This is a genomic window from Pseudomonas sp. F-14 TE3623, assembly GCF_053629015.1.
In genome coordinates this window covers 3,294,619-3,316,701 of the sequence record NZ_JBRJHM010000001.1, presented here as the reverse complement: position 1 = coordinate 3,316,701, position 22,083 = coordinate 3,294,619, and the positions used below count along the sequence as shown (strand labels likewise).

Sequence of the window (22,083 nt, the reverse complement as noted above, 5' to 3'; positions counted from 1 at the left end):
CACTGATTGCTAAAGCAATCAGGATCCGAAAATAGCTCACCCGGTCGACGGGACGGACGCTTTGCTGCCCAAGCGGATCAGTTCATTGGAGAAACACAGCCCGACGATGATCAGTGCCGCCCCCGCGTACAGGCTTTCGCGCGGTACTTCATTGAGCGCCACAAACGCCAGCAGCGCGGCGAACAGCGGCTCGGTCAGCTCCAGCGCCTGCACTTGGGATGGCTTGAGATACTCGATGGCCTTGGTGGTGCAAAAGAAGCCGAGGATGGTCGGCAGCGCGGCCAGCGCCAGCAGTGCGGCGATCGCCAATGGCGACAGGTCGCCGATCACAAAACCATCGGCCGCAGCCGGCATCAGCAGATACAGGCTGCCAAAGAACAGCAATTGCCGGGTGAAGTGCAGTCCCCCCGACACGCCCATCCGCTTCATGGCTACCGAAAAGGCCCCATAGCCGCAGCCGGCCATGGAGGCTAGCGCAGCACCTTGCAGGGTAAAGCCCTGCTGCAGGTCGGCGCCGAAGATCACCGCGATCCCGGCGATGGCCAGTGCGGCGCCCACGGTCGCGTTCGCGGTAATGGCATCCTTGAGAAAAATGCGCCCCAGAATGATCGAGGAAATTGAGGCACTGGCCATCAGCACCACCACCACACCTGCTGCAGCGTAATGTCGATAGGCGGACGTTTCGAAGTGGAACAGCACAAAGATGCCAAGGAACGCGCAGATAGCCGCCTGAGTCCATTTGGTCGACACCGCCGGGCGCTTGAGGAAAAACAATAAGATCGAGAGAAGCACGCAACCCAGTACGGTCTTGATGACCGCGACACTGCTAGCGGTGAAACCATTACTCATGAGTATTTTGCTGAGTACACCGATCGTTGCGTTCAGTGCCGCAGCGGAGAGTGCAAATATGACGCCTTTGCTGAAAGTAGATTGCATTGATGACGATCCCTGTCGCTGAATTGTCGTTCGATAGAATGCCGCCCTATATCGACGGCGCAAAGTTCGAGGATACGAAGATCTCGCCAACCCCAGTATTTATTGTGGCATAAGCTGGATCGCCCAGTAGGATGCTATTCGCCTTCTTGTCGCCGCCAAGGGAGAGGTCAGAGGGCCTAGCGCTTGGCTATGCAATATGAATTGACGAACGTTGCAGTGTGCTGCAAAGACTGACGTATATCCGGTTTGGCTATTCCATGCCTGTTGGCAAATTGCTCGACCGCCGCTGTATCAAAACGAGTGGTCTGGATAAAGTCCAAGGCTTCGGGTTTTGTATTCAAAAACCACGCGACGGGAGGAATACTCAGTAGCAACTTCAGCAATCGGAGTGAAATGTGATGCTTGGGAGACTTTAAGCCCAAAGGTTGTGCCACCTGTATCAGGAGTTCTCGCAAGTTTGGAGTTTGGTCGTCAAGCGCCAGCAGTTCCTGGCCCACCATGGCAGGATCAAAAGCACAAACTGCCACCAGCTCAACCAGGTAATCCACGGTGACCAGTGGCAGCCAGTGCTCGGCGGTACCGGGCACTGCAGTCAGCTTTCCCTGCACAAGGTTGCGTATCAGCTCCACCAGCGGCTGACCGTCAAGGATATGCCCCGTGCGGCTGTGGCCACAGACAGGCGCAGGGTGGACAACGGTAATCTCCCCGCCCTTGGCGGACATGACCTCCAGGGTCGCAAAATGCGCCTCCAGCTTACTTCCCTCGTAACCACCGACATGTCGGTAGACGGCAGGCCAATTCGTCAACTCCGGATGACGAGGATCAATTCCGATGCGTTGCAGATGTTCATGATTTTTCAGCATGTAGCCGCCGATCATCACTAAACGGCTTTTTTGCTCAGCCGCCAACAGCGCCACGCGCTTTGCCCCTTCCACATTCACCGCACGAGAATGCTCCACTGAAAGTCCCCATGCGAAGTGGGCGCCTAGGTGGAATATGACTCTGGCGTGCCTTAGCACTTCTCGGTCAGCAAGACTCAGCCCGAGGTTGTCCCGTTCCAGATCGCCAGCTACGGCAAATACCCGGGTTGCGCACCCTCCCAAATTATCGACTTGCTCCCGCAGTACAGCTAGTCGCTCTGGGCGACGCATCAACACCCGAATGGTGTGACCTTTTGCACTAAGGTACGCCACCAAATGTTGACCGACGAAGCCGGTCCCCCCCGTGACAAAGCACTCCACGCTCATTTCCCTGCTCCTTGTTTAAGGTGAGAAATCAAGCGTAAACTATCGACCCAGCTCTATAGTCAAGCGGTGTTTTCATGAAAATCGGCGAACTTGAGGCCCGCAGCGGCGCCAGCCGCCATACGCTGCGTTACTACGAGCAAATCGGCCTGATCTCACCGCTGCGGCAAACTAACAACTATCGCGTTTACACAGTGCAAACTCTGCAGGATCTGGACTTTATCCAGCGCGCGCAAAGCATGGGGTTTTCCCTGGGGGAAATAGGCGAGATTCTGGATGCGCAGCGGAACAAGCTGATCGATTGTGCTGACGGCGCGAAGCTAATTGAAAAGAAGATGGCAGAAATCAAACAGAAAATCGCCAACCTCCAAAGCATTTATCGGTATCTGGATGAAGAGCGTGCAACCCTCGAAGCCAGTGCTGCCAAGCAACTTGAGCTTCAGCAGCTGAGCAACTCTTCCAACTGAACTGTCAGCATCTGGGAAACGGAAGCTGCAGACTGCCTCCAGTTTCAAGCCCATCACTTACGCATTTTCTAAAACCTTGTAGCCAGGCCCTGGACGGTAAGCGTCCGCCCAAAAGACCTTGCGTGGTTAAACGGGCGCCCATCTACGCGGCAGCTACTCAATAATCTCGCTCGGCCGCTGCATTGGCAGTCGCGTGAACACGCCCCTTAAATACGCAGTAAGCGTCCCGCGAACACATCCCCCTGAAGCTGATATGGAGCCATCGCCTCCATTGAACCGAGGCAGTAGTGGTTGTGCGGATTCTGTTTTCTATAATGACTGACCGGCCATGTTTAGGGTGCTTGTTATGCCAGCCTCCGCTGATCAAAACTCCGCTGTCGTTTTATGCGCAGCTTCCAATAACGACCTGGAAGATCTGGTAGCCATCAGGATTGAGGCCATGCGCGAGAGCCTTGAACGGCTTGGACGATTTAACCCAGATCGTGCGCGCGAACGATTTCTTGGTGGGTTCGACGCTAACAGCACACGCCGCATAGAAGTATCAGGTGATCTGGTCGGTTTTGTCGTTATCAAAGACCATCAGAGCGAGCTTCTGCTTGACCACTTGTATGTGATACCCAGTGCTCAAGGAGCAGGAATCGGTTCTGAAGTTCTTACTCAGATTTTCAGAGAGGCTGATGAGATCGGGCGTCCCATCAAGGTTGGTGCTCTCAAGGAAAGCGCTTCAAATCGTTTTTACACTCGCCATGGCTTTGTGTTCGTCGAAAGCGGTGAATTCGATAATTATTATGTCCGGATTAACGGTAATGCCGTTAATTTGGGCGACTAGGCAAATCTTGATACGGTGCCCCGTCAGAGGTTGCACCGTTAGATGGGCATCCACCTGTGCGGCAGTAGGTCGGTAGATGCTGCCAAAGCTAACTCAATTTTTCACATGGCTAAAATCAAGCATCTCATGTCTATTGAAGTATCCGCCAGTACCAATAAGATGATTCTGCAACACCAAAATCAATATTAAAATAAAGGAGAAATCTTATGGCGCTTAAACCAGGCCCAAAGCCAATTGCTAAATCAACCGGCGAAGTTGATAAACGTCGTCGTGACAATAAAGACACGCAAGGAAATAATCCCGACTTGAAACCTAGCAAGTCCTCCAAAAAATAGGTTGTCGCTGGCAGAAGCTACTCTAATGGTAGCTTTGTCATTGGAGCTTGTAGATCACCGCGATCCCGGCGATAGCCAGTGCGGCGCCCACGGTCGCGTTCGCGGTAATGGCATCCTTGAGAAAAATGCGCCCCAGAATGATCGAGGAAATTGAGGCACTGGCCATCAGCACCACCACCACACCTGCTGCAGCGTAATGTCGATAGGCGGACGTTTCGAAGTGGAACAGCACAAAGATGCCAAGGAACGCGCAGATAGCCGCCTGAGTCCATTTGGTCGACGCCGCCGGCGCTTGAGGAAAAACAATAAGATCGAGAGAAGCACGCAACCCAGTACGGTCTTGATGACGGCGACACTGCTGGCGGTGAATCGCTCAGCAGCGATCCTGTAGGCCTTCTTGAAGTTCCAGTACGGAATGGCAGAAAAGAGATGGTGGATCAGGTGGAAGGCCTCCCGGAGAAGATGTCCGGACTAGACTCACTCATCCTGTAGCCCTGCCATACTGTTCAGCATGACCCGTGCAACCTTCCGCTTCTACGAGGAGCTCAACGATTTCCTGCCGGCCGAACGGCGGCGGCAGTCCTTCACTTGCGAGTGCGCGCGAGGGGCGACGGTCAAGCATATGATCGAGGCGCTCGGGATCCCGCACACCGAGGTCGAGCTGGTGCTGCTCAACGGCGAGTCGGTGGGCTTCGAGCGCGTGATCTTCGACAGTGACCGGTTGGCGGTGTATCCCAAGTTCGAAGCGCTAGACATCAGCCCGCTGCTAAAGGTTCGTGCGCAACCTTTACGGGTGCTGCGCTTCGTCGCTGATGCGCACCTTGGCGGGCTGGCCAATCTGCTGCGCATGAGCGGCTTCGACACCCTCTACGATAATGGCTTCGAGGATAGCGAGATCGCCGAGATCGCAGCGCAGCAAGGACGCATCGTGCTAACCCGCGATCGCGAACTGCTCAAGCGGCGGATCATCAGCCACGGCTGTTACGTGCATGCCCTGAAACCGTCGCTACAGCTGCGCGAATTGTACGAACGCCTCGACCTGGCGCGTAGCGCGCGGCCATTCAGCCTGTGCCTTCATTGCAACCTGCCGCTGCACGAGATCAGCCCGGAACTGGCCCGACAGCAGGTGCCGCCCCGCGTTGGTGTCCTCTATTCGCATTTCCTGCGCTGCGACAACTGCCAACGGGTTTACTGGGAGGGTTCGCACTGGCGCAGCATGTGTGCATTGCTGGCACCTTTGCTGGACCGATAGCCGAGCAATGGTGCTCAAGCTACATAGATCAGCTCTCAGAAGAAATGATTGAGTCGTGACTGAATTCAGCAGCCAGCTTCAATCGGTCAGCTTTACTAATGTATTTGGACTTGCTTGGCGGTGCCAATTTGGCACTAGCCTTTTTGGCGTGAGCCTTTAATAACTGCTTTATTTTTTTACGACGATTCATATTTTTCTACTCGGTTTGTAAGCTCTTGAATGATATCAGCTTAAAATATCGGGCCAGAATGAAACACCCCAGCGGTTGCATCCAGCCTTTGGGGTGCAATTCATCAAGCCATCAAGAGCGCCCTACGGAACCTGTGACCGGTAGATTCCCCAGCAATTTGAGCCCGGTACTCTTCACGAAAGCGTCATAGTCCATCGGTCTCTCAATGCGAGTTTCAGCGTTGGGTAGTACGTAGGCCCAGGCACGCTTGGACGATGCGTCATAAACCAGCTTGAACAGGCGCGTCGGCACCCAGACCTTGTTGTCGCCGATGGTGGTGTGGCCTGAGTCAAAGAGCGGGCCGGTAAAGACAAAAACATTGCCATCGGCTCGCTTGGCAAACTTTCTGACATCGGACTCGACCTTACTCCAGATCTTCCGGTTGTTGGTTGGGTCTTGCGGCACCATGTTCGACAGTGCAAAGGATTGGGCCATTGCATTGGGGTTCGGAGCATCGGCTGCCGGGGATTGATGGCCGCGGTCCACAGCCGGATGTTGGCTACGGTAGTCGCTCAACTCTGCCCGTCCACTCTTGGGGATGCGTGGGTCCGGGTAGAACTGGTTGGTGCGCTCCTCGCCTTTGGCATCCTGTAACTGGGCGGCATTAAGGCGTTCGACCACTACCAATGGCGTCTTGCTGGTTTGCGAGTACAGCACCGCAAAGTTGTCGGAACACAGGGCCAGGGGTTTCATTGTTGCAGGCACAGAGGCCATGTTGATGGGTTTCTCAGCCGGGAACAGCTCTGCGCAGCCGTCAAACGATGCCTGTTTCTGTTTGTTTGAATAGAGACCCAGGGCCGCGTTCTGGCTGACCGATCCCGAGCGGGACACTTGTTCCTGATGCTGGGTGGGCGGCTTGATGAGATCCAGCAGACTGCGGGCTTCTGCCCCGGTCGAGAGCAAAACAAGGGCCGACAGCCCAACTGCAATTTTGCGTAGGTGCATGCTTTAAATCTTCGAATTGGATTGAGGGATAAACGTACGACGAGTCCCGATTCACGGAACCAGATGGAGGCGGTTGCTGATTAAATTGCGGCAAGCATGCTTTCACTGTCCTTGATCAAAATACCGATGCGGATTCGGTCGGTTCCGAGCAGTACGACTACTGATGGTCGTTGCGGGATTTTATTGACCATCACAAGTCACTTTAGTGCTGAGTAGCGTTTACATTCGACTTACCAATGCTCGTCGAAGAAGCGATCGGCAGAGGAATGTAGACATCGCGCTCAACGGCACAACAACCCCATGGGCAAACCCGATCATAGCGCTCTATGATTGAATCCCATGACGACCTCTCTTCCGATCCGCCAACCCTGCCCGCCCGGAGCCTGCATCTGCGAGCGTGAGCCGTTGCTGGAAACCCCCGGCGCGGATTTGCGCATCCTGAGCCTGACCCGGTCGGAGGAGAAGCGCCTGATCGAACGCCTGGAAAATCTCCAGAGCCTGAGCGACCTGGAGCGTCTGCAACGCCGGATGTATGAGCAGTTGGGTCTGCGTGTGGAGATCGTTCCGGGCTTCAATGAAGTGCGCACCATGCGCGGCATCAACATCACCCTCGGCGATTTGCCGGGCCTGTGTCGCAAAACCCGTCAGTCGATTCCGGCGGCGATTCGTCGAGGGCTGGAGAAGCGCCCGGAGATTGCCTACGAGCTGCTCAATGCCAACGACTTGTTGCGTGATGCCTGATGGTTTGCACTGTTATCCCGATATGTTCATTTCAAATGCCTGAAAGAGGATCAGCGGTCGTACGCAAAACGCGGGCCGCTGCTATGCCTTTTCATGGGAGAAAGGGTTTCAGGCCTGCCAGGATGGAGCTGGAAACACAAGCGTGACCGTGGCCCCGGCGCCAGCCAGGTGCGCGAAGATAAAGGTGCCCATCCGTAGCAGGAGGTGGCAGATGCTATTCATCGTCCGTTGGTCCATCAGTCCGCAACATCGCAACAGCGCAATCGAACGTTTTCTCAAGACCGGTGGCGCGCCACCCGCAGGCGTCAACATGCTGGGGCGCTGGCATGCCGTCGGTGGCTCGAGTGGTTTTGGCATTGCAGAAGCCGATGATCCGGTGTCGATTCAGAAGTGGGTGCTGGAATGGAGCGACCTCATGAGCATGGAAGTCCACGCCGCATTGACCGATGAGCAGGCGGCGCCGCTGCTGGCTGCCGCGCTCGGCAAGCGATAGTCGTCGAGGCGGCGAGCCTGTGGTGAGGGGGCTTGTCGGAACGCCGCATCGCCCCGTTGGGCTGCGAAGCGGCCCCAAAATCTCTGATGTGCCAAAGATCTTGTGAGTGCTACGCACTCAAACGGGGCGATGCGGCGTTCCGACAAGCCCCCTCGCCACTTTCCTTCTCATTCCCTACTTTTTCATCCCGACCCGCCGACGCATTTCGGCAGTAATCGTCTGTCGGGTTTTCTTCAGCTCGGCCCAAGGTTCGTCACCGATCTCGGCCAGGCGTTCATGCACATTGTGCACGTTCCATTGATTGCCGCCCTTGAGCTCGGCCACCTCCTCCCGAAAAATCGGCACCGATACCGGCAACCCTTCGCGGGTGCGCACCGCGTAAGCGCAAATAGTGGTGGCGCCCAGACCGTTGCGCAGGTAGTCGATGAAGATACGCCCTACACGGTTTTTCGGTCCGGACACCGCAGAAAAGCGATCCGGTAGCAATTTGGCCATATGGCTGACGATGGCATGGCTGAAGTCCTTGACCTCGTCCCAACCCTGTTTGCGGGTCAGCGGTACCACCAGGTGAATCCCCTTGCCGCCGCTGGTTTTGAGAAACGCCTTGAGCCCCAGCTCATCCAGCACTGTGAGCGTTAGCTGGGTTGCTTCGATCATGCTTTTCCAGGGCAGGGCCGGATCCGGGTCGAGATCAAGGACGAAACGATCGGGTTTATCCAGATCCACTGACGTGGCATTCCAGGTGTGCAGTTCCACCGTGCTCATCTGCACCGCGCCGATCAGTGCTTTGGCGTTGTTGATGATCATCACCGGTTGGCCCGTCAGCTCCTTGTCCAGGGTAACAATCCCCGGAATGGCCAGCCTTTCGGCGTTCTTCTGAAAGAACAGTTCGCCGGCGATGCCGTCCGGCGCGCGCACCAGCGCCACCGGCCGGTCCTTGAGTTGCGGCAAAATCCATTCGGCGACGCTGGCGTAGTACTCCGCCAGTTGCATCTTGGTGGTGCCGCTGCTGGCGTCGATCACCCGGTCCGGGTGCGTGATGCGCACCTTGCCGCTGGCCAGGCCGATCTGCGACGGCGCGACAGTCGACTGGGCAGCTTTTGGATCGGCGGTGTCAGGTATCTCAGCGGCGGATTTCTTCTTCGCTGTGGATTTTGCTGCGGCGGTTTTCGAGACTGATGTTTTCGAGGCTGAAGTGTTCACGGTTGTCGGCAACTCCTCGGTGATTTCTTTGGCAGGCTTGTCATCACGCAAACCATGGAACACGGCGTGGCGCACCGAGCCGTCCTTGGTCATTTCGGCGAAGGCCACTTCTGCCAGCAGTGTGGGCTTGAGCCAATGCACACCTTTGGCTTCGAAGCCGCTGGGCGGATTGACCACCGACGGCTTTTTCGTCTGCAGCGGTTTCAATTGTTCGTAAATACGCTTGAGAGTCGCCTCGTTGAACCCGGTGCCAACCTTGCCGGCATAACGCAATTCACCGCTGTCGCGGTCGTGCAATCCCAGCAACAATGCGCCAAAGGCACTGCGTGCGCCTTTGGGGTCAGTGAAACCGACGACGACGAATTCCTGCCGATGCTTGCACTTGAGTTTGATCCAGTCACTGGTGCGCCGAGACACGTAAGGCGAGCCCAGGCGCTTGCCGATCAGCCCTTCCATCTTCATTTCGCAGGCACTGTTGAGCAAGGCCTCCGGGGATTCGCCAAAGGCGTCGGAGAATCGCAACAGCGGATTTTCATTGGGCTTGAGCACGGTCGCCAGCGCCGCCCTGCGCTCCTCGACAGGCACTTCGCGCAGGTCCACGCCGTTGAGGTAGGGCAAGTCGAACAGGTAGTAAACGATGCTGGCACTTCGGCCGGAATCGAACGCGTTTTGCAGCGCCTGAAAATCCGGAACGCCTTGCTCGTTGGCCACCACCATTTCGCCGTCGAGCCAGGCCGACTCCAGGCCCAGCGCTGCCAGTGCCTCGGCTTGCCCGGGCAATTTGTGGGTCCAGTCGTGACCATTGCGGGTGAAGAGTTTGACCTCATCGTGGTCGATGCGCGCCATGACCCGGTAGCCGTCGAACTTGATCTCATAGCTCCATTCGCCGCTTGGCGCGGATTCGACCAGCGTTGCCAGTTCGGGTTTGAGCAGCTCCGGCAGCTTGGCTTTGCGAGCGCCCGTCAGTTGTGCCGACTTTTCCTTACGCGCCTTGGCCGGCGCTTTCTTTATCGGTTTAGGCTTTTCAGTACCGTGCTTTTTTTCCACGATGGTGCGGTCGCTGAGCACGCTGTCCGGCTCGGCGGCGACCACGTCGTATTCGCTGTCAGGTCTGGCGGCGCTGTCCTGATGTTTGATCAGAAACCATTGCTCCTGCTTGCCCGGCATGTGCGTGCGCACGAGGTTCCACAGGCCGCCGAGCTTCTCTCCTTTCAGCTCGAATTTCAGCCGGCCCTTGGTGTACGCCTTGGCCGGATCGTCCTGGGGAATCCACACCCCACGGTCCCAGACGATCACATCGCCAGCGCCATAATGCCCTTCGGGAATGGTGCCCTCGAACGTGGCGTAATCCAGCGGATGGTCTTCGACGTGGATGGCCAGGCGCTTGACCTTGGGGTCCAGCGACGGCCCTTTGGGCACGGCCCAACTTTTCAGCGCTCCGTCGAGTTCCAGGCGAAAGTCGTAGTGCAGGTGCGAGGCGTCATGCTTTTGAATGCAATACTGTAGCGCGTGCGCTTGGTCCTTGCGTTTGCCTCTCGCAGGTTTGGCAATACCGGCGGGTTCGGGACTTTCGTCGAAGTCTCTCATGTCACGGTACTTTTCGAGTGGCTTTTCCATGTGAGCTCCACGGGAGTGAAGACAAAATTCGATCTGCTATTTGCTTGTGACCCTTGTTAGGTATGGGAAGGTTCCGCCGCCTCTTGGCGGATGCATGCAGGCATTTTTCTCCGTCGCCCAGACCGCCCCCCCCCCGAGTCGGAACACCAACCCGCGCTCGGATTCGCGCGAAATCCGGAAGGCCGGGTACACCCACACAAGCGCAGGGCTGGCAGCGCGCCAAAATCCGATTCGAAGGACTTGAATTAACTTTCTAGCGGTGGCGTTTCATCCAGCGCAATGACATCCAGCATCACCCCGGTGCGCGCCACCACTCGGACCTGTTGGCCCAAGTGCAGGGGCAAGTTGCTCTGAACCTGCCATTTTTCGCCCTGCAGTTGCACCCAGCCGCTCATGGGCAGACCCGGCAGCAGCCCCGTCACCGTGGCCAGACTGCCGACCAAGCCTGCATCGCCGCTGACCAGAGCACGGCGTCGAGCCTTGAGCGCCATGCCGACCAAAGCCATCAACAACAGGGCGCTGATCAGTGCCATGCCGATGATCAGCGTCAACGGAATGCCGAAGCCCGGTACATCGGTGTCCATCAAAATCACTGCGCCGACTACAAAAGCAACCACCCCACCGAAACCGATCACACCGAAACTTGGTAGAAACGCCTCGGCGATCATGAAGGCGATCCCTAGCAGAATCAGTCCGACCCCGGCGTAATTCACGGGCAACAGTTGCAGGGCATACAGCCCCAGCAACAGGCAGATGCCACCGAGCACCCCACCAACCCCCGACCCTGGGTTCATGAATTCGAATATCAATCCATAGACCCCGAACATAATCAGCAGCAACGCCACGCTGGGGTTGGTGATCACCGCCAGCAGTTGCGTGCGCCAATCAGGCGCATGGTCGATGAGCACAGCCCCGGCGGTGCTCAATTTCAGCGTTTGACCGGCGACATTGAGGCTCTTGCCGTCCAGTTGCTTGAGCAGGTCGGCCACGTCATTGGCCACATAGTCGACCACCTTGAGTTTGAGTGCTTCGTCGGCCGACAGGCTGAGCGATTCGCGTACCGCTTTTTCGGCCCAGTCGGCGTTACGTCCGCGCAGTTGCGCAAGGCCACGGATGTAAGCCGCCGCATCGTGGATCTGTTTTCGAGTCAAGGTGTCCCGCGGCTCAGGCGCAGAATTCTTGTCGGTGGTGGGTGCGTCGGGTGGGCCCGGCGGTTCGGGTGCGGTGCCGGGCAGACCGCCGATCTGCACCGGCGTAGCAGCGCCCAGGTTGGTGCCGGGGGTCATGGCGGCAATGTGGCTGGCATACAAAATATAGGTGCCGGCGCTGGCCGCGCGTGCGCCACTGGGGGCGACGAAACTGGCCACTGGCAGGGGACTGGCCAGAATCGCCTTGATGATCAAGCGCATCGAAGTGTCCAGCCCGCCGGGGGTATCGAGGTTGATGACCACCAACTGCGCGCCTTCGGTGACCGCACGCGTCAGGCCGCGCACCACGTAATCGGCACTGGCCGGACCAATAGCATCGTTGACAGTCAGGACCACGACACTGCCCGAAGCCGTCGTCGCCCCCGTCGGTACCCAGACCAGTATCATCAGCAAGAGCAGGCGGCACCACCAGTGACTATTCACGGGATCCTCCCAGTTGCGGGTTCGACAGCCTTCAACCTTCACCTAAAGCGTAGTTGAGTCAGCCACGGGCGATTCAGGCGCGACGATTAGTCCATTTTCGACTATTGGCCCCACGTCATAGCTTCAACTAGCAATGGGACCGTCGGACGGCTTCAATTTGATCACGGGCACGGCGCCAGGATATCAAGCCATTCACGATTTCTTATTTTACTAAAGTGATTGGAATGCTAGAGAGCTGAATCACCTTGGTGGCAACGGACCCCAGAAAGATTCCCGCCAGGAAACCGTTACCCTGTGAACCTAAAATGATGCTGGCCAAGATGCCAGCAGACAGCAACTGGTTGCAGCTATACGGCGTGGCGCTCTTGTGCGGAATCGGTTTCACCATGAGTCTGTTTATTGGCAATTTGGCGTTCCCTGGCTCACCTCATCTGGTCGATGAAGTTAAAGTTGGGGGTATTGATCGGTTCGTTTCTGGCGGCGATTGGTGGTGTCATCGTCTTACGCTTTAGCAACGGCCTCACCGGTACCGCCGTGGCTAGATAATCAACTATTTCAACTGGGTGTCATAGCTCCGTTGCGGGACCGGGCTGGCGCAAGGTTGCCCGCCGGTTTCCATCAGCAGTTGATCGACAGCTCGCGCCAACGCCTCGGGCATCGAGCGTCCGTCGCGCAATGCCTGTTCCACCGCGCACCGTTGCCGATCCGCGCTGGTGCCTTCGATCAGCATGCGCCGGGCCTGTTTGAAGACGTCTTGCACGCCCAGCTGCTGCGCGGTTTCGGCAAACGTCACTTGCGCCAGGGCCAGCCATTGCTCGACCGAGATCGTCGGTTCGTGGTCCTGGCCAATGAAGGTGCCGTGAATGCCGTAACGCTTGGCGCGCCAGCGATTTTCCTTGAGGATCCAGTAAGCCGTCCGGTTGAAGTTCGCCCCAGGCAGCGACTGCGCGATGGCGTCAGCGACCATCAGGCGAAACAGCGAAGCGATGCACAGCGCATCGTCCAGCCGTGGGCAGGCGTCGGTGATGCGCAGCTCCAGCGTGGGAAACCGCGCGGCCGGGCGCACGCTCCACCAACAGTCGCTGGGCTGCCGGACCGAGCCGGTCCGGGTCATCAGCGCGACGTAGTCATCAAACGCTTGCTGATCCTCGAAAAACTCCGGAATGCCCATGCGCGGCCACTCATCGCAGGCGACTTGGCGATAGCTCATGAAACCGCTGTCCTCACCCTCCCAAAACGGTGAAGAGGTACTGAGCGCCAACAACAGTGGCATCCACGGCAAGACTTCGTTCATGACCCTAATACGATCCAGATGACCGGGCACTTCGACGTGCACGTGCAACCCGGACAACAGGCTGCGCCGGGCCACTCGCTGGTAGTCGTCGAACAGCAGGTGGAAATGCGCCTGATCTGTCGGGTACTGAATTCGCCAATCCGCCAAGGGGTGACTGCCGGCGCTGAGCAGGCCCAGGCCGAACGGTTCCAGAGCACGTCTCAGGGCACTGCGGGTAGCTGCCAGATAATCGGCGGCCTCCGGTAAGCTGCTGAACACCGGTGAGGCGACTTCAATCTGCCCCTGGAACATCTCATAGGCGAACGACTGGCCCAGCGCCGCCCTGCACGCCTCGATCGCTTGGGCCGAGGGCTGCCCCGGCATGCGCCGGGTGACGAGGTCGGTGAGGAAGTATTCTTCTTCAATGCCGAAGTTCAGGCGCCTGCTCATCAACGTTTTCCCCAATGCCTGGGCCGAGACGCGTCACGGTCAGCGCGACGACGGCGATCCGTTCCACCCGTTGATAACCGGGTGACGACAACTCTTCACCGAACACATCGGGATCAAGTTCGCGATACGTCCAGCCGAACCCCGGGGCCTCCAGACGCGGAGCGAGAGCCTCCAGAAACGGGTCGCGACCATCGACCATCGCCGCGCCGGTGTACAGCAGCAATGAGCCGCCGGGTGCCAGCCGACCGAGTGCCTGCTCGACAATCCGCAGTGACAGCTCCGCACCCAACGCGCCACCGCCATGCCGGTAAGCACGCTCGGCGGGGTCAGCCATGTAGGGTGGATTGGCGACGATCAGGTCGAAGTATCCGTCGACATCCTGCAGCAAATCGCTGGCCTCGACACTGACGTTAGCCACTTCGGCGAGCGCGGCGTTGATGGCCGTCATGCGCAGCGCCTCCGGGTTGATATCCAGCGCCAACACCTCGGCTTCGCGACGGGCGCGGGCAATCAGAATGGCACCGACACCGGCACCGCAACCGATGTCCACGACGCGCCTGATTGGGGCGAAGTTCTGCTGCAGATGGGCGTGAATCAGTTGGGCGAACCGATACGTGTCGGGGCCGAAGAACACTGAATCGGCGGCCTCCGTCGGAAACGCCGAATGCACGAACAACAAGTCATCGAGGCTGGACCAACGCACCCGACTTATCAGTCGCCCGTTGCACTCCTCCAGCACCTGCGCCTGTTGCAACTGGCGTTGTTCATCCGCCGACAACAGCCCTGGTTCAAATGGCCGCGACCAGCCAAAAACATCGCGCAAGGTCTCGGCCCGCCGGGCTTCGGCGCGGGTATTGACGCGTTGATGTGTCAGCGGCGTCGGCGTGATGAATCGGTAACCGTCAGCCTGCAAGCGCCGTCCCAGTTGCACCAGCGCCAGGTCGGCGGCAGACAGTTGTTCTTCCTGACTCATAAACCGCTCCCGTTGATAAAAAGGCGTTTTAGAGAAGGCTGGATTTGAGCTCGATAAACCGGCGCGTCGCCAACAGACCGGCAGGATGGGCATGCCGATGGGGCGAGAGCCACGGCATCAACACCGGCATCTGCTCGTGCCCGCTCAGACCGTTCAGCGCGGTTTGCAGGCGCTGGATATCCGGATCGCTGTCAGGCACTGGCATCTGCGCCGTAACGCTGCTGCCGCGCCGTACCGCAGCGACCGGATGCTCCGGTTTCCAGTCGCCGGCAATCCAGTCATGCAGCAACTGTTTTTCGTAAGGGCTGAATACGCCGAACATTGCCGCGCCAGCGCCGTCGATCAATTGCCAGAAACGACTGGCCTTCGGGTCTTGGTGGCGCTTGATCCAGCCCTTGTTTTCCAGGGCCGCCAGCAATCCTGGCAACTGCTCCGGTGAAGACAGCCATTGATTGACGGTCTTGCCTTCAAAGCGGCTGTAATCGGAATGCATGTGCTGGCCGAACGGGCGTTTGCGTTCAAGCATGCTCAGTACTTCACTGTCGAGGTCGAACGACTCGATGATCGCCCGGCTGCTCAGCCCCAGGTCATTGAGCCGATAACCCAGCGCCACCCGCCGCAAAAAGTCATCACGATCGCCTTCCACCGGGAGCAACTGCAGCACCGATTGCACCGCCTTGTGGGCATGCCCGGTGCTGGCATTGTCGATGGTCACGTGGAGCGTGAAGTAAAGCGGATCGATGCCCAGTTCGCTGAGTTCATAAGCGCTGATCAACAAATGCAGCGGCAGCTGTTCATAGCCGAGGTTGTAGCCGATCACTTCCGGCAAATACTCATCGGCGCAATAGCCGAGCGCCAGTTGAATCGCGCCTTGCAGGTAGCGCTCATCGGCAATCGCTGCGGTGTCTTGCAGGCCATGTTCGGCCAGCAGTTTGCGGTAGATCACCACATGATTCTGCGCCGGATGGCCCTCGCCCAATTCTTCCAGATAGGTGCACAAAAGACCGTCGAAACGCGGGTCGCGCCAGTGCCGCAACAGGCCATAAAGCCAGGCGCCATCCACCAGTTTGGTCGGGGCAACTGCTTGCAGGAAGAACAGCGCATGGGCCTTATTACTGAAGAACTGTCGCGCCCCACCCGCCTTGCGTTGCTGAAGGTAATCGGCGTATTGCCGGGCCACGTCGACGCTGTGCTGTTCGACCCAGTTTTGCAACGCCGAGAGGTCCCGTGGCATCTGTTCAGGCAGGTGCGCCGCTTGCTGCAATTGCTCTTGCAGAAAGCGCCCGGCTAGCGCGTGTTTTTGCGCATCATCGTCGCTCAGCAACAACTGTTGATAGAGCGACTTTACGCCCCCAGCGGCATTCATCGCGTGTTCGTGGGCAGGCCGGGGTTCAAGTCGTGTCAGGGCAGTCATGGAATAATTGTCTCGCTCTGCGGCCAGTGGCAGGACGCTGGATCAGCACGTCTCTATCAGCAGAGCGGCGGTGCCTGAAAAAAATTCCATTGGCGTTGAAATTGGCCGGACAGACGGGGCAGCGCCGCGGTACGCCAGCGCCTACGCCGGCCACACCATCCCTGTAGGAGCTGTCGCAGCCTGCGATCTCTTGATCTTTGGCATATTCAAAACCGCTGAAAATCAAAAGATCGCAGGCTTCGCCAACTCCTACAGGGGAACGTTCAGGCAGCGCCGCCCTTGGCCTGCTGCTCCAGATGCACCTGCAACTCTGGATCGATCTTCAACGCAGCGGCCAATTCATCCAGATAATTGCGTTCGGCGTCCTGCTGATCGTCCACCAACATCACGCTGGCAAGGTACATCTCGGCGGCCATGCCCGGGTCTTGGGCGGACTGCGCCACATCGGCGGCATCCAGCGGCCGGGCGACTTCGTCATCGAGCCATTGCTGCAGTTGCGGATCGTCGGTGTGGCGGCCGATTTCGGTGCTGATCATCTGTTTCTCGGCATCATCGATGCGACCATCGGCCTTGGCGGCGGCGATCAAGGCGCGAAGGATGGCATGGCTGTGGTCTTCGATTTCCGGACCAGACAACAGGTCAACGGTGCGCGGTGCCTGTTGCGGTGCCGAGGCCTGGCTGCGTTGCCAAGCCTGATATGCCTGGAACGCCATCATCCCCAAGGAAGCCAACGCCGCGTAGTTGGTGCCGCCCGAACGTGTCTGGGTTGAACGGCCCACGGGTGAATTGCCACCCAGCAGACCACCGAGCAAACCACCCAGGCCTCCGGCGCCTGCGCCGCCACCCGCACCGCCCCCCAATAGACCACCAAGCAACCCGCCGAGGCCTCCTGGAGCTGACGCCGCACCGCCACCTTGTTGCGACTGCGAGCCCTGGCTGGCCCGCAGTAATTGCTCAAGCAAATCACTGGTGTTCATGACGACGTCCTCATCAATAGGCAGAAACTCGGTCAGGCCACGATAGTCCTCACCCGACATTCCGCCAACTCCGTCTGGCTGACGTCATGGGTGCTGCCCTCGCCCTTCACACTCCTGACAGAAACTGACACCGCCTCCTTCTATGCTGCGCCCACCTTGAATGGAGCAGCCCTATGATCACTCCCCGTTATATTTTGCTTTTCGTGGAAAACCCCGCCGTCAGTGCGCGGTTCTATGAGTTCCTGCTGGAGCGCAAGCCCGTGGAAGAGTCGCCGACCTTCGCGCTATTTGTCCTGGAGGGCGGCTACAAACTGGGGCTCTGGTCACGGCATACCGCCGAACCGGCAGCGCAAGTGACGGGCGGTGGGACCGAGCTGGCGTTCCCGGTGGAGTCTGCCGAGCAGGTCGATGCGCTGTTTTCCGATTGGAGCGCGCTCGGGTTGACCATGGTGCAAGCACCGACAGAGCTGGACTTCGGTCGCACTTTCGTCGCGCTTGACCCGGATAACCATCGGCTGCGCGTGTTCCACCCCTCGCTGCGCTGACACTCGTCCCGGCATCGGTCAGGCACAGACGTGCCGCGCTCAATACGTGCCCCGGATATTTCCGGGGTATTTTTTTGCGTGGAGGCTAAGATTCAAAGGTGGTGAACCTTATTCCCGAAAATCCGGTCGATACCTGCAACCCGACCCGGTTTGCCGACGCCCTCAACAAGAGGGTGATAACTGGCTTGCTTCACTTTCTGGAGAACGCCCCCGTGATATCCACTGTACACATTGCCAGGCTCAAAGCATGGGGCGCCCATGGTTTTACCGCCACTGGCGTGGTCACAGCCTTCCTCGCGACCCTCGCCTTGTTGGAAAACCAGCCCACCAATTGCCTGCTGTGGCTGGGCGTGGCGCTGATCGTCGACGGTCTGGACGGCGCGCTGGCACGTAAGGTCAATGTGCAATCGGTGCTGCCGAGTTTCGACGGTTCGATCCTCGATCTGGTAATCGACTACCTGACGTATGTGTTTATCCCGGCACTGTTTATCTACCGTTACATCCCGTTGCCGGACTACACCCTGCTGCTGACCGTGTCGCTGATTCTGGTGTCGTCGCTGTTTTGCTTCTGCAACGTCAACATGAAGAGCAAAGACAACTACTTCCAGGGCTTCCCCGCCGCGTGGAACGTGGTTGCGCTGTGCCTGTACATCATCGATCCATCGCCATGGATCACCCTTCTCAGCGTCATCGGCCTGGCGCTGCTGACCGTGACCCGAATGAAATTCCTGCACCCATTCCGTGTGCGGCGGTTCATGCCGATCAACATTGCCGTGACGGCCATTTGGCTGTTGTGCAGCATGTCGCTGGTGGTCAACCACCCGGTCATCAACCCACTGGTGATGGGCCTGTGGCTGCTGATGTCGGCGTACTTCCTGGGGATCTGCTTCTGGCGCACGGCGCTGGAATGGTTCGACAGCTCGCGGCTCAAATAGGCACAGCGATCATGCCCATCCACATCGTGCAACTCGGCTCACCCCGCACCGCGAATGAAGGGCTGCGCCTGGGCACGGTACGCCGCCCGCCTCGGGGCGTACCAAAGGCCGAATTTGCCAGCCGGAATTTTTACGACGTGTGGCAACCGCTGCTGTCCCCCAGCCCCGAGTTGGTGGCCGAAGCCAAAGCGGCAGAAGATGCCAAAGCCTGGAACGCCTTCAAGCGCAAATTCAAGGCCGAGATGAACCATCCCGCACCCAGCCAGATGCTCGACCTGCTGGCCGCCCTCTCCCATCAAACATCGCTGGCCGTGGGGTGCTATTGCGAAGAAGAGGCACACTGCCACCGCTCCGTATTACGGGAGTTGCTGGAGGCACGGGGCGCAAAGGTTGTTTAGATAGGGTGAACACCCAAAATCCCTTGTGGGAGCGGGCTTGCTCGCGAAGGCGGTCTTTCAGTCGATAGAAATGCTGCCTGATACTCCGTCTTCGCGAGCAAGCCCGCTCCCACATTCGATTGCGGTGTTTGGTCGTTCCCACTCGCAGCCAAGGAATGCAACCACGGACGCACAGCGCCCAGTCAAGACACAAGGAATGAGGTCTTCAAGTGAACACCCAGATTCGAACCGCAACCCCCGAGGATGCGCCAGCCATAAGCCGGGTCATCATTCAGTCGCTACGCCGCTCCAATGCCCAGGATTACCCAGCCGAAGTGATTACTCAGGTGGAGAAAAGCTTTTCCACCGAGGCCATTCTCTCCTTACTCACTCAACGCCAGGTCTTTGTAGCAACCATCGATCATCGTGTAGTCGCCACCGCCAGCCTTGATCGCGACGTTGTGCGTAGCGTCTTCGTCGACCCACAGCATCAAGGCAACGGTATCGGCGGGCAATTGATGGCAATGATTCGAACCGTCGTCATCGATAAGAAAATCGAGGTGTTACGTGTCCCATCCTCGATTACCGCAGAAGGCTTTTACTTCAAGTTGGGCTTTCGAAAAGTGCGCGATGAATTCCATGGTGCCGAGCGTACGATTGTCATGGAGCAGGCCATTAGTTACTCGTAAGGGCTGCATCTGCTTGAGGTGTGGAGATTTATCAATTGGAAGGCCGTCCATCGCGAGCAGGCTCGCTCCCACATTTTAACTTCGGTATGACATCTCTAAGCACGAACTTCAGCCCGCACCGGCCTTGCGGACGAGAGGTTGATCATGGTCAATACTTAGAGGATTGAATGGCTATCGAATGACCACACGTCGGGCGCACAGGCGCTCTCCCGTCGCAGCCCCAGGGGGACCGTCGTCTGCTCGTTTACCCACGGGAGGTTTGTCATGTCTGGTCAAGCACGTTTCATGCTGGTCGCCTCGCCCCTGATGGAACACAGCCCTGCCTTCGACCGGGCCGCGGCGCTGGCCAAGGCTGAGGATGCAGCCTTGCACATCGTGGCTTTCGACTATCTGGAAGGCCTGGCGACCGCCGGCTTGGTCAATGAAAAGGCCCTGGAACAGATGCGTCTGGGGTACGTCGAGCGTCACCGCCAGTGGCTTGAGGAACAGGCCCGCCCCTTGCGCAAGATCGGTGTGCACGTCACCACGGAGGTGACTTGGGTCGAAAATCCGCTGGAGGAAATCCTGACTCACCTCAAAGAGCAGCCGATGGACGTGCTGATCAAGGCGCTGGAACATCAATCAAGGCTGTCACGACTGGTGTTTACCCCCCTCGACGTGCATTTGCTGCGCGAATGCCCGGTGCCACTGCACTTCGTCAGCCATGCCAAGCATGCGTTGCCGCGCAAGATCGTTGCAGCGGTCGACCCTTTCCATCGCGATGATCACTACAAAAGCTTCAATGACCGAATTTTGCACGAAGCGTCAAAACTGGCGAGTGCCTGTAACGCCGAACTCGACGTGGTCTATGCCTATGACCTTTCGTCTATCAGCTCGGACGAATTCAGTTTCGAAAACGGTTCGGCGTTTTTTGCTTCGGACAAGGCCAAGACCCTGTTCGACTTCCAGGAGGATGCCTTTAACGAGTTGGCCGCGCGCAACGGCATCGCGCCGGAGCAACGGCACATGCTCATGGGCAGCCCGACCAAAGTGCTGACCCGCTATGCCGATACTTATGATGTCGACGTGATTGTCATGGGCCGGGTCGGCCATCGCGGCATGGGCCGGTTGCTCGGCAGCACGGTGGAGCATCTGCTGTACAAAATGCCGTGCAGTGTGTGGGTGGTGTACACCGAGCGGCTGGATGAGTGAGGGGCGGGTCAAATTTTGCACATACCCCTTGTGGGAGCGAGCCCCTCGCCACAGAGGCCCACTCCCACAGGGGATTTGTGTTGCCGTTTCAACGCCGTGTAATCACCACCTCCAGGTATTCACTGGGCACCACCAGTGACCGCTCCCCCGCCCGGTTCAGGCGATTCAGCAGTTCGGTCAGGTCGTTTTCCAGGGCGGTGCCCCCTTCGGGTGGCAGGGTCGCAAAGGCCTTGTGAACCGGTCCATACCAGGTACGGAAGGTGTCGATCCAGTGCGCGGCCGAGCGATAGCGGAAGTTGAACAACCGCCGCGTCACCTGGAGCTGGAAGTCACGCTGGTCGAAGTGCGAGTTTAACCAGGCTTCGGTGCCCCAGTTCGAAGGTGGTTGCGCTCCTGGCGGTGGCGGCATGTGGCGGCCCAAGGTCTTGAAGACCTGGCCGATGTAGCCTTCAGGCGTCCAGTTGGCAAGGCCGATCCGCCCGCCAGGACGGCACACCCGCGCCAGTTCCGCTGCAGCCTTGGGCTGATCGGGCGTAAACATCACGCCAAAGGTTGAAAGCACGGCATCGAAACTGGCGTCCTCGAACGGCAAGTCCTCGGCATCGGCTACCTGAAAGGTCACGTCCAGGTGTTCCGCCCGTGCGCGGTCTTCGCCGCGTTCAAGCAGCTTGGCCACGTAGTCGGTGGACGTGACCTTGCAGCCCCGGCGCGCGGCAGCGAGCGTTGCGTTACCGTTGCCGGCGGCGACGTCCAGCACCTGCTCATCACAGAGCAAGTCGCAGGCTTCGGCCAGTTGTTCGCCGACGATCTGTAAGGTGGTGCCGATCACGGCGTAGTCGCCGCTGGCCCACGTGACCATCTGGCGGTTTTTCAGGGCAGTGAGGTCAATGGGTGTGCTCATGAAGTCTGCTCCGTTACGGGTTGGGACGCGTCCCGGCTCACTCCGCCGTGGTGGGATCGATGATGTTCATGACCCGGGAAACGCTGTTGATGGGAAATTCACCCTTTTTGGCGTGCTCCCTGATCAGTCCCTCGTTCGGCGCGATGTACACGCAGTAAATCTTGTCGCCAGTGATGTAACTCTCCAGCCATTGCACCTCTGGCCCCATCTCGCGCAACACATCGCAGGACTTTTGCGAGATCGCTTTGAGTTCTTGTTGCGGCAGTGCGCCGGCGCCCGGAAGCTCGCGTTCAATAATGAATTTAGGCATGGCAACTTCCTTTTCTTGATGGTGATGACAGGGTCGGCAATGATCCCGTCGTCCACAAACTATCGCTCCCGGATACGCCGGCGTCCTGCCGATCGTCCGGAGAATTCACGATATATGGCATTCTCC

Annotated in this window: 24 protein-coding genes and 2 pseudogenes; 12 read left to right on the top strand and 14 right to left on the bottom strand. The window is 58.4% G+C overall.

Annotated features, from left to right (window positions below; all coding sequences use genetic code 11):
- Positions 1–36: 36 nt before the first annotated feature.
- Together AB7M29_RS15485 and AB7M29_RS15480 are read right to left on the bottom strand one after the other, a co-directional pair.
- Positions 37–936 (bottom strand): DMT family transporter, encoded by a 900-nt coding sequence (locus tag AB7M29_RS15485; protein WP_454247222.1) that lies wholly within the window; start codon positions 934–936, stop codon positions 37–39.
- Between the two features lie 176 nt (positions 937–1,112).
- Entirely contained in the window at positions 1,113–2,183 is a 1,071-nt protein-coding gene (locus AB7M29_RS15480; RefSeq protein ID WP_454247221.1) for an SDR family oxidoreductase, read from the bottom strand.
- Positions 2,184–2,257: 74 nt separating this feature from the next.
- On the opposite strand from AB7M29_RS15480, the gene AB7M29_RS15475 reads away from it, so the two are divergent.
- The 3 genes from AB7M29_RS15475 to AB7M29_RS15465 all read left to right on the top strand — a co-directional run bounded on the left by AB7M29_RS15475 (position 2,258) and on the right by AB7M29_RS15465 (position 3,811).
- Positions 2,258–2,647: a MerR family transcriptional regulator gene (locus tag AB7M29_RS15475; RefSeq protein ID WP_056725146.1), complete on the top strand. Its 390-nt coding sequence runs from the start codon at positions 2,258–2,260 to the stop codon at positions 2,645–2,647.
- A gap of 346 nt (positions 2,648–2,993) precedes the next feature.
- Positions 2,994–3,476 (top strand): GNAT family N-acetyltransferase, encoded by a 483-nt coding sequence (locus AB7M29_RS15470; RefSeq protein WP_032830703.1) that lies wholly within the window; start codon positions 2,994–2,996, stop codon positions 3,474–3,476.
- 206 nt (positions 3,477–3,682) lie between these two features.
- Entirely contained in the window at positions 3,683–3,811 is a 129-nt protein-coding gene (locus AB7M29_RS15465; RefSeq protein ID WP_256214295.1) for a hypothetical protein, read from the top strand.
- Between the two features lie 49 nt (positions 3,812–3,860).
- Here the strand turns inward: AB7M29_RS15465 and AB7M29_RS15460 are convergent.
- Positions 3,861–4,180: pseudogene (locus tag AB7M29_RS15460) on the bottom strand (EamA family transporter); the annotation flags it as partial.
- A gap of 142 nt (positions 4,181–4,322) precedes the next feature.
- Here AB7M29_RS15460 and AB7M29_RS15455 point away from each other — a divergent pair.
- Positions 4,323–5,063 (top strand): Mut7-C RNAse domain-containing protein, encoded by a 741-nt coding sequence (locus AB7M29_RS15455; protein WP_052965141.1) that lies wholly within the window; start codon positions 4,323–4,325, stop codon positions 5,061–5,063.
- A gap of 28 nt (positions 5,064–5,091) precedes the next feature.
- Here the strand turns inward: AB7M29_RS15455 and AB7M29_RS15450 are convergent, their stop codons facing one another.
- A complete protein-coding gene (locus tag AB7M29_RS15450) occupies positions 5,092–5,253 on the bottom strand; it encodes a DUF2986 domain-containing protein (RefSeq protein WP_454247220.1) in 162 nt (53 codons plus the stop codon).
- A gap of 111 nt (positions 5,254–5,364) precedes the next feature.
- A complete protein-coding gene (locus AB7M29_RS15445) occupies positions 5,365–6,237 on the bottom strand; it encodes a DNA/RNA non-specific endonuclease (protein WP_217854497.1) in 873 nt (290 codons plus the stop codon).
- Between the two features lie 339 nt (positions 6,238–6,576).
- On the opposite strand from AB7M29_RS15445, the gene AB7M29_RS15440 reads away from it, so the two are divergent.
- The gene (locus tag AB7M29_RS15440; protein ID WP_217854496.1) at positions 6,577–6,978 is read left to right on the top strand and encodes a hypothetical protein; all 402 of its coding nucleotides are present in this window, start codon (positions 6,577–6,579) and stop codon (positions 6,976–6,978) included.
- 211 nt (positions 6,979–7,189) lie between these two features.
- The gene (locus AB7M29_RS15435; protein WP_217854495.1) at positions 7,190–7,471 is read left to right on the top strand and encodes a DUF3303 domain-containing protein; all 282 of its coding nucleotides are present in this window, start codon (positions 7,190–7,192) and stop codon (positions 7,469–7,471) included.
- Between the two features lie 174 nt (positions 7,472–7,645).
- Here AB7M29_RS15435 and ligD read toward each other — a convergent pair whose 3' ends face one another.
- The 3 genes from ligD to AB7M29_RS15420 all read right to left on the bottom strand — a co-directional run bounded on the left by ligD (position 7,646) and on the right by AB7M29_RS15420 (position 12,310).
- A complete protein-coding gene (gene ligD, locus AB7M29_RS15430) occupies positions 7,646–10,291 on the bottom strand; it encodes a DNA ligase D (RefSeq protein ID WP_454247219.1) in 2,646 nt (881 codons plus the stop codon).
- A 245-nt stretch (positions 10,292–10,536) separates the two neighbouring features.
- Entirely contained in the window at positions 10,537–11,922 is a 1,386-nt protein-coding gene (locus AB7M29_RS15425) for an NfeD family protein (RefSeq protein WP_217854493.1), read from the bottom strand.
- Between the two features lie 202 nt (positions 11,923–12,124).
- Positions 12,125–12,310, bottom strand: a complete 186-nt coding sequence (locus AB7M29_RS15420; protein WP_225922894.1) for a universal stress protein — start codon at positions 12,308–12,310, stop codon at positions 12,125–12,127.
- On the opposite strand from AB7M29_RS15420, the pseudogene AB7M29_RS15415 reads away from it, so the two are divergent.
- Positions 12,234–12,468 (top strand): annotated as a pseudogene (locus tag AB7M29_RS15415) (Na+/H+ antiporter NhaA); the annotation flags it as partial. The gene AB7M29_RS15420 and the pseudogene AB7M29_RS15415 overlap by 77 nt on opposite strands.
- A gap of 4 nt (positions 12,469–12,472) precedes the next feature.
- Here the strand turns inward: AB7M29_RS15415 and AB7M29_RS15410 are convergent.
- From AB7M29_RS15410 to AB7M29_RS15395, 4 genes are all read right to left on the bottom strand, one after another.
- A complete protein-coding gene (locus AB7M29_RS15410) occupies positions 12,473–13,645 on the bottom strand; it encodes a carboxylate-amine ligase (RefSeq protein ID WP_454247218.1) in 1,173 nt (390 codons plus the stop codon).
- Positions 13,617–14,618 carry a methyltransferase gene (locus AB7M29_RS15405; RefSeq protein ID WP_217854490.1) on the bottom strand — a complete coding sequence of 334 codons (1,002 nt, stop codon included), beginning with the start codon at positions 14,616–14,618 and terminating at the stop codon, positions 13,617–13,619. Before AB7M29_RS15405 ends, AB7M29_RS15410 begins: the two co-directional genes overlap by 29 nt.
- Positions 14,619–14,646: 28 nt before the next feature.
- Positions 14,647–16,032 carry an iron-containing redox enzyme family protein gene (locus tag AB7M29_RS15400; protein WP_454247217.1) on the bottom strand — a complete coding sequence of 462 codons (1,386 nt, stop codon included), beginning with the start codon at positions 16,030–16,032 and terminating at the stop codon, positions 14,647–14,649.
- Positions 16,033–16,295: 263 nt separating this feature from the next.
- On the bottom strand, positions 16,296–17,069 hold the full coding sequence (locus AB7M29_RS15395) for a tellurite resistance TerB family protein (protein WP_454247216.1): 774 nt from the start codon (positions 17,067–17,069) through the stop codon (positions 16,296–16,298).
- 113 nt (positions 17,070–17,182) lie between these two features.
- On the opposite strand from AB7M29_RS15395, the gene AB7M29_RS15390 reads away from it, so the two are divergent.
- From AB7M29_RS15390 to AB7M29_RS15370, 5 genes are all read left to right on the top strand, one after another.
- Positions 17,183–17,554, top strand: coding sequence for a VOC family protein (locus tag AB7M29_RS15390; RefSeq protein WP_217854487.1), 372 nt, complete (start codon positions 17,183–17,185; stop codon positions 17,552–17,554).
- Between the two features lie 212 nt (positions 17,555–17,766).
- A complete protein-coding gene (pcsA, locus tag AB7M29_RS15385; RefSeq protein WP_454247215.1) occupies positions 17,767–18,489 on the top strand; it encodes a phosphatidylcholine synthase in 723 nt (240 codons plus the stop codon).
- Positions 18,490–18,500: 11 nt separating this feature from the next.
- Entirely contained in the window at positions 18,501–18,887 is a 387-nt protein-coding gene (locus tag AB7M29_RS15380; protein ID WP_217854485.1) for a DUF488 domain-containing protein, read from the top strand.
- Positions 18,888–19,096: 209 nt separating this feature from the next.
- Positions 19,097–19,555, top strand: a complete 459-nt coding sequence (locus AB7M29_RS15375; RefSeq protein WP_454247214.1) for a GNAT family N-acetyltransferase — start codon at positions 19,097–19,099, stop codon at positions 19,553–19,555.
- A 264-nt stretch (positions 19,556–19,819) separates the two neighbouring features.
- The gene (locus AB7M29_RS15370; RefSeq protein ID WP_454247213.1) at positions 19,820–20,746 is read left to right on the top strand and encodes a universal stress protein; all 927 of its coding nucleotides are present in this window, start codon (positions 19,820–19,822) and stop codon (positions 20,744–20,746) included.
- Between the two features lie 88 nt (positions 20,747–20,834).
- Here AB7M29_RS15370 and AB7M29_RS15365 read toward each other — a convergent pair whose 3' ends face one another.
- Both AB7M29_RS15365 and AB7M29_RS15360 read right to left on the bottom strand, forming a co-directional pair.
- Positions 20,835–21,647 carry a class I SAM-dependent methyltransferase gene (locus tag AB7M29_RS15365; RefSeq protein ID WP_454247212.1) on the bottom strand — a complete coding sequence of 271 codons (813 nt, stop codon included), beginning with the start codon at positions 21,645–21,647 and terminating at the stop codon, positions 20,835–20,837.
- Positions 21,648–21,684: 37 nt separating this feature from the next.
- Positions 21,685–21,957: a DUF4242 domain-containing protein gene (locus tag AB7M29_RS15360; RefSeq protein ID WP_030128999.1), complete on the bottom strand. Its 273-nt coding sequence runs from the start codon at positions 21,955–21,957 to the stop codon at positions 21,685–21,687.
- Positions 21,958–22,083: the final 126 nt, after the last annotated feature.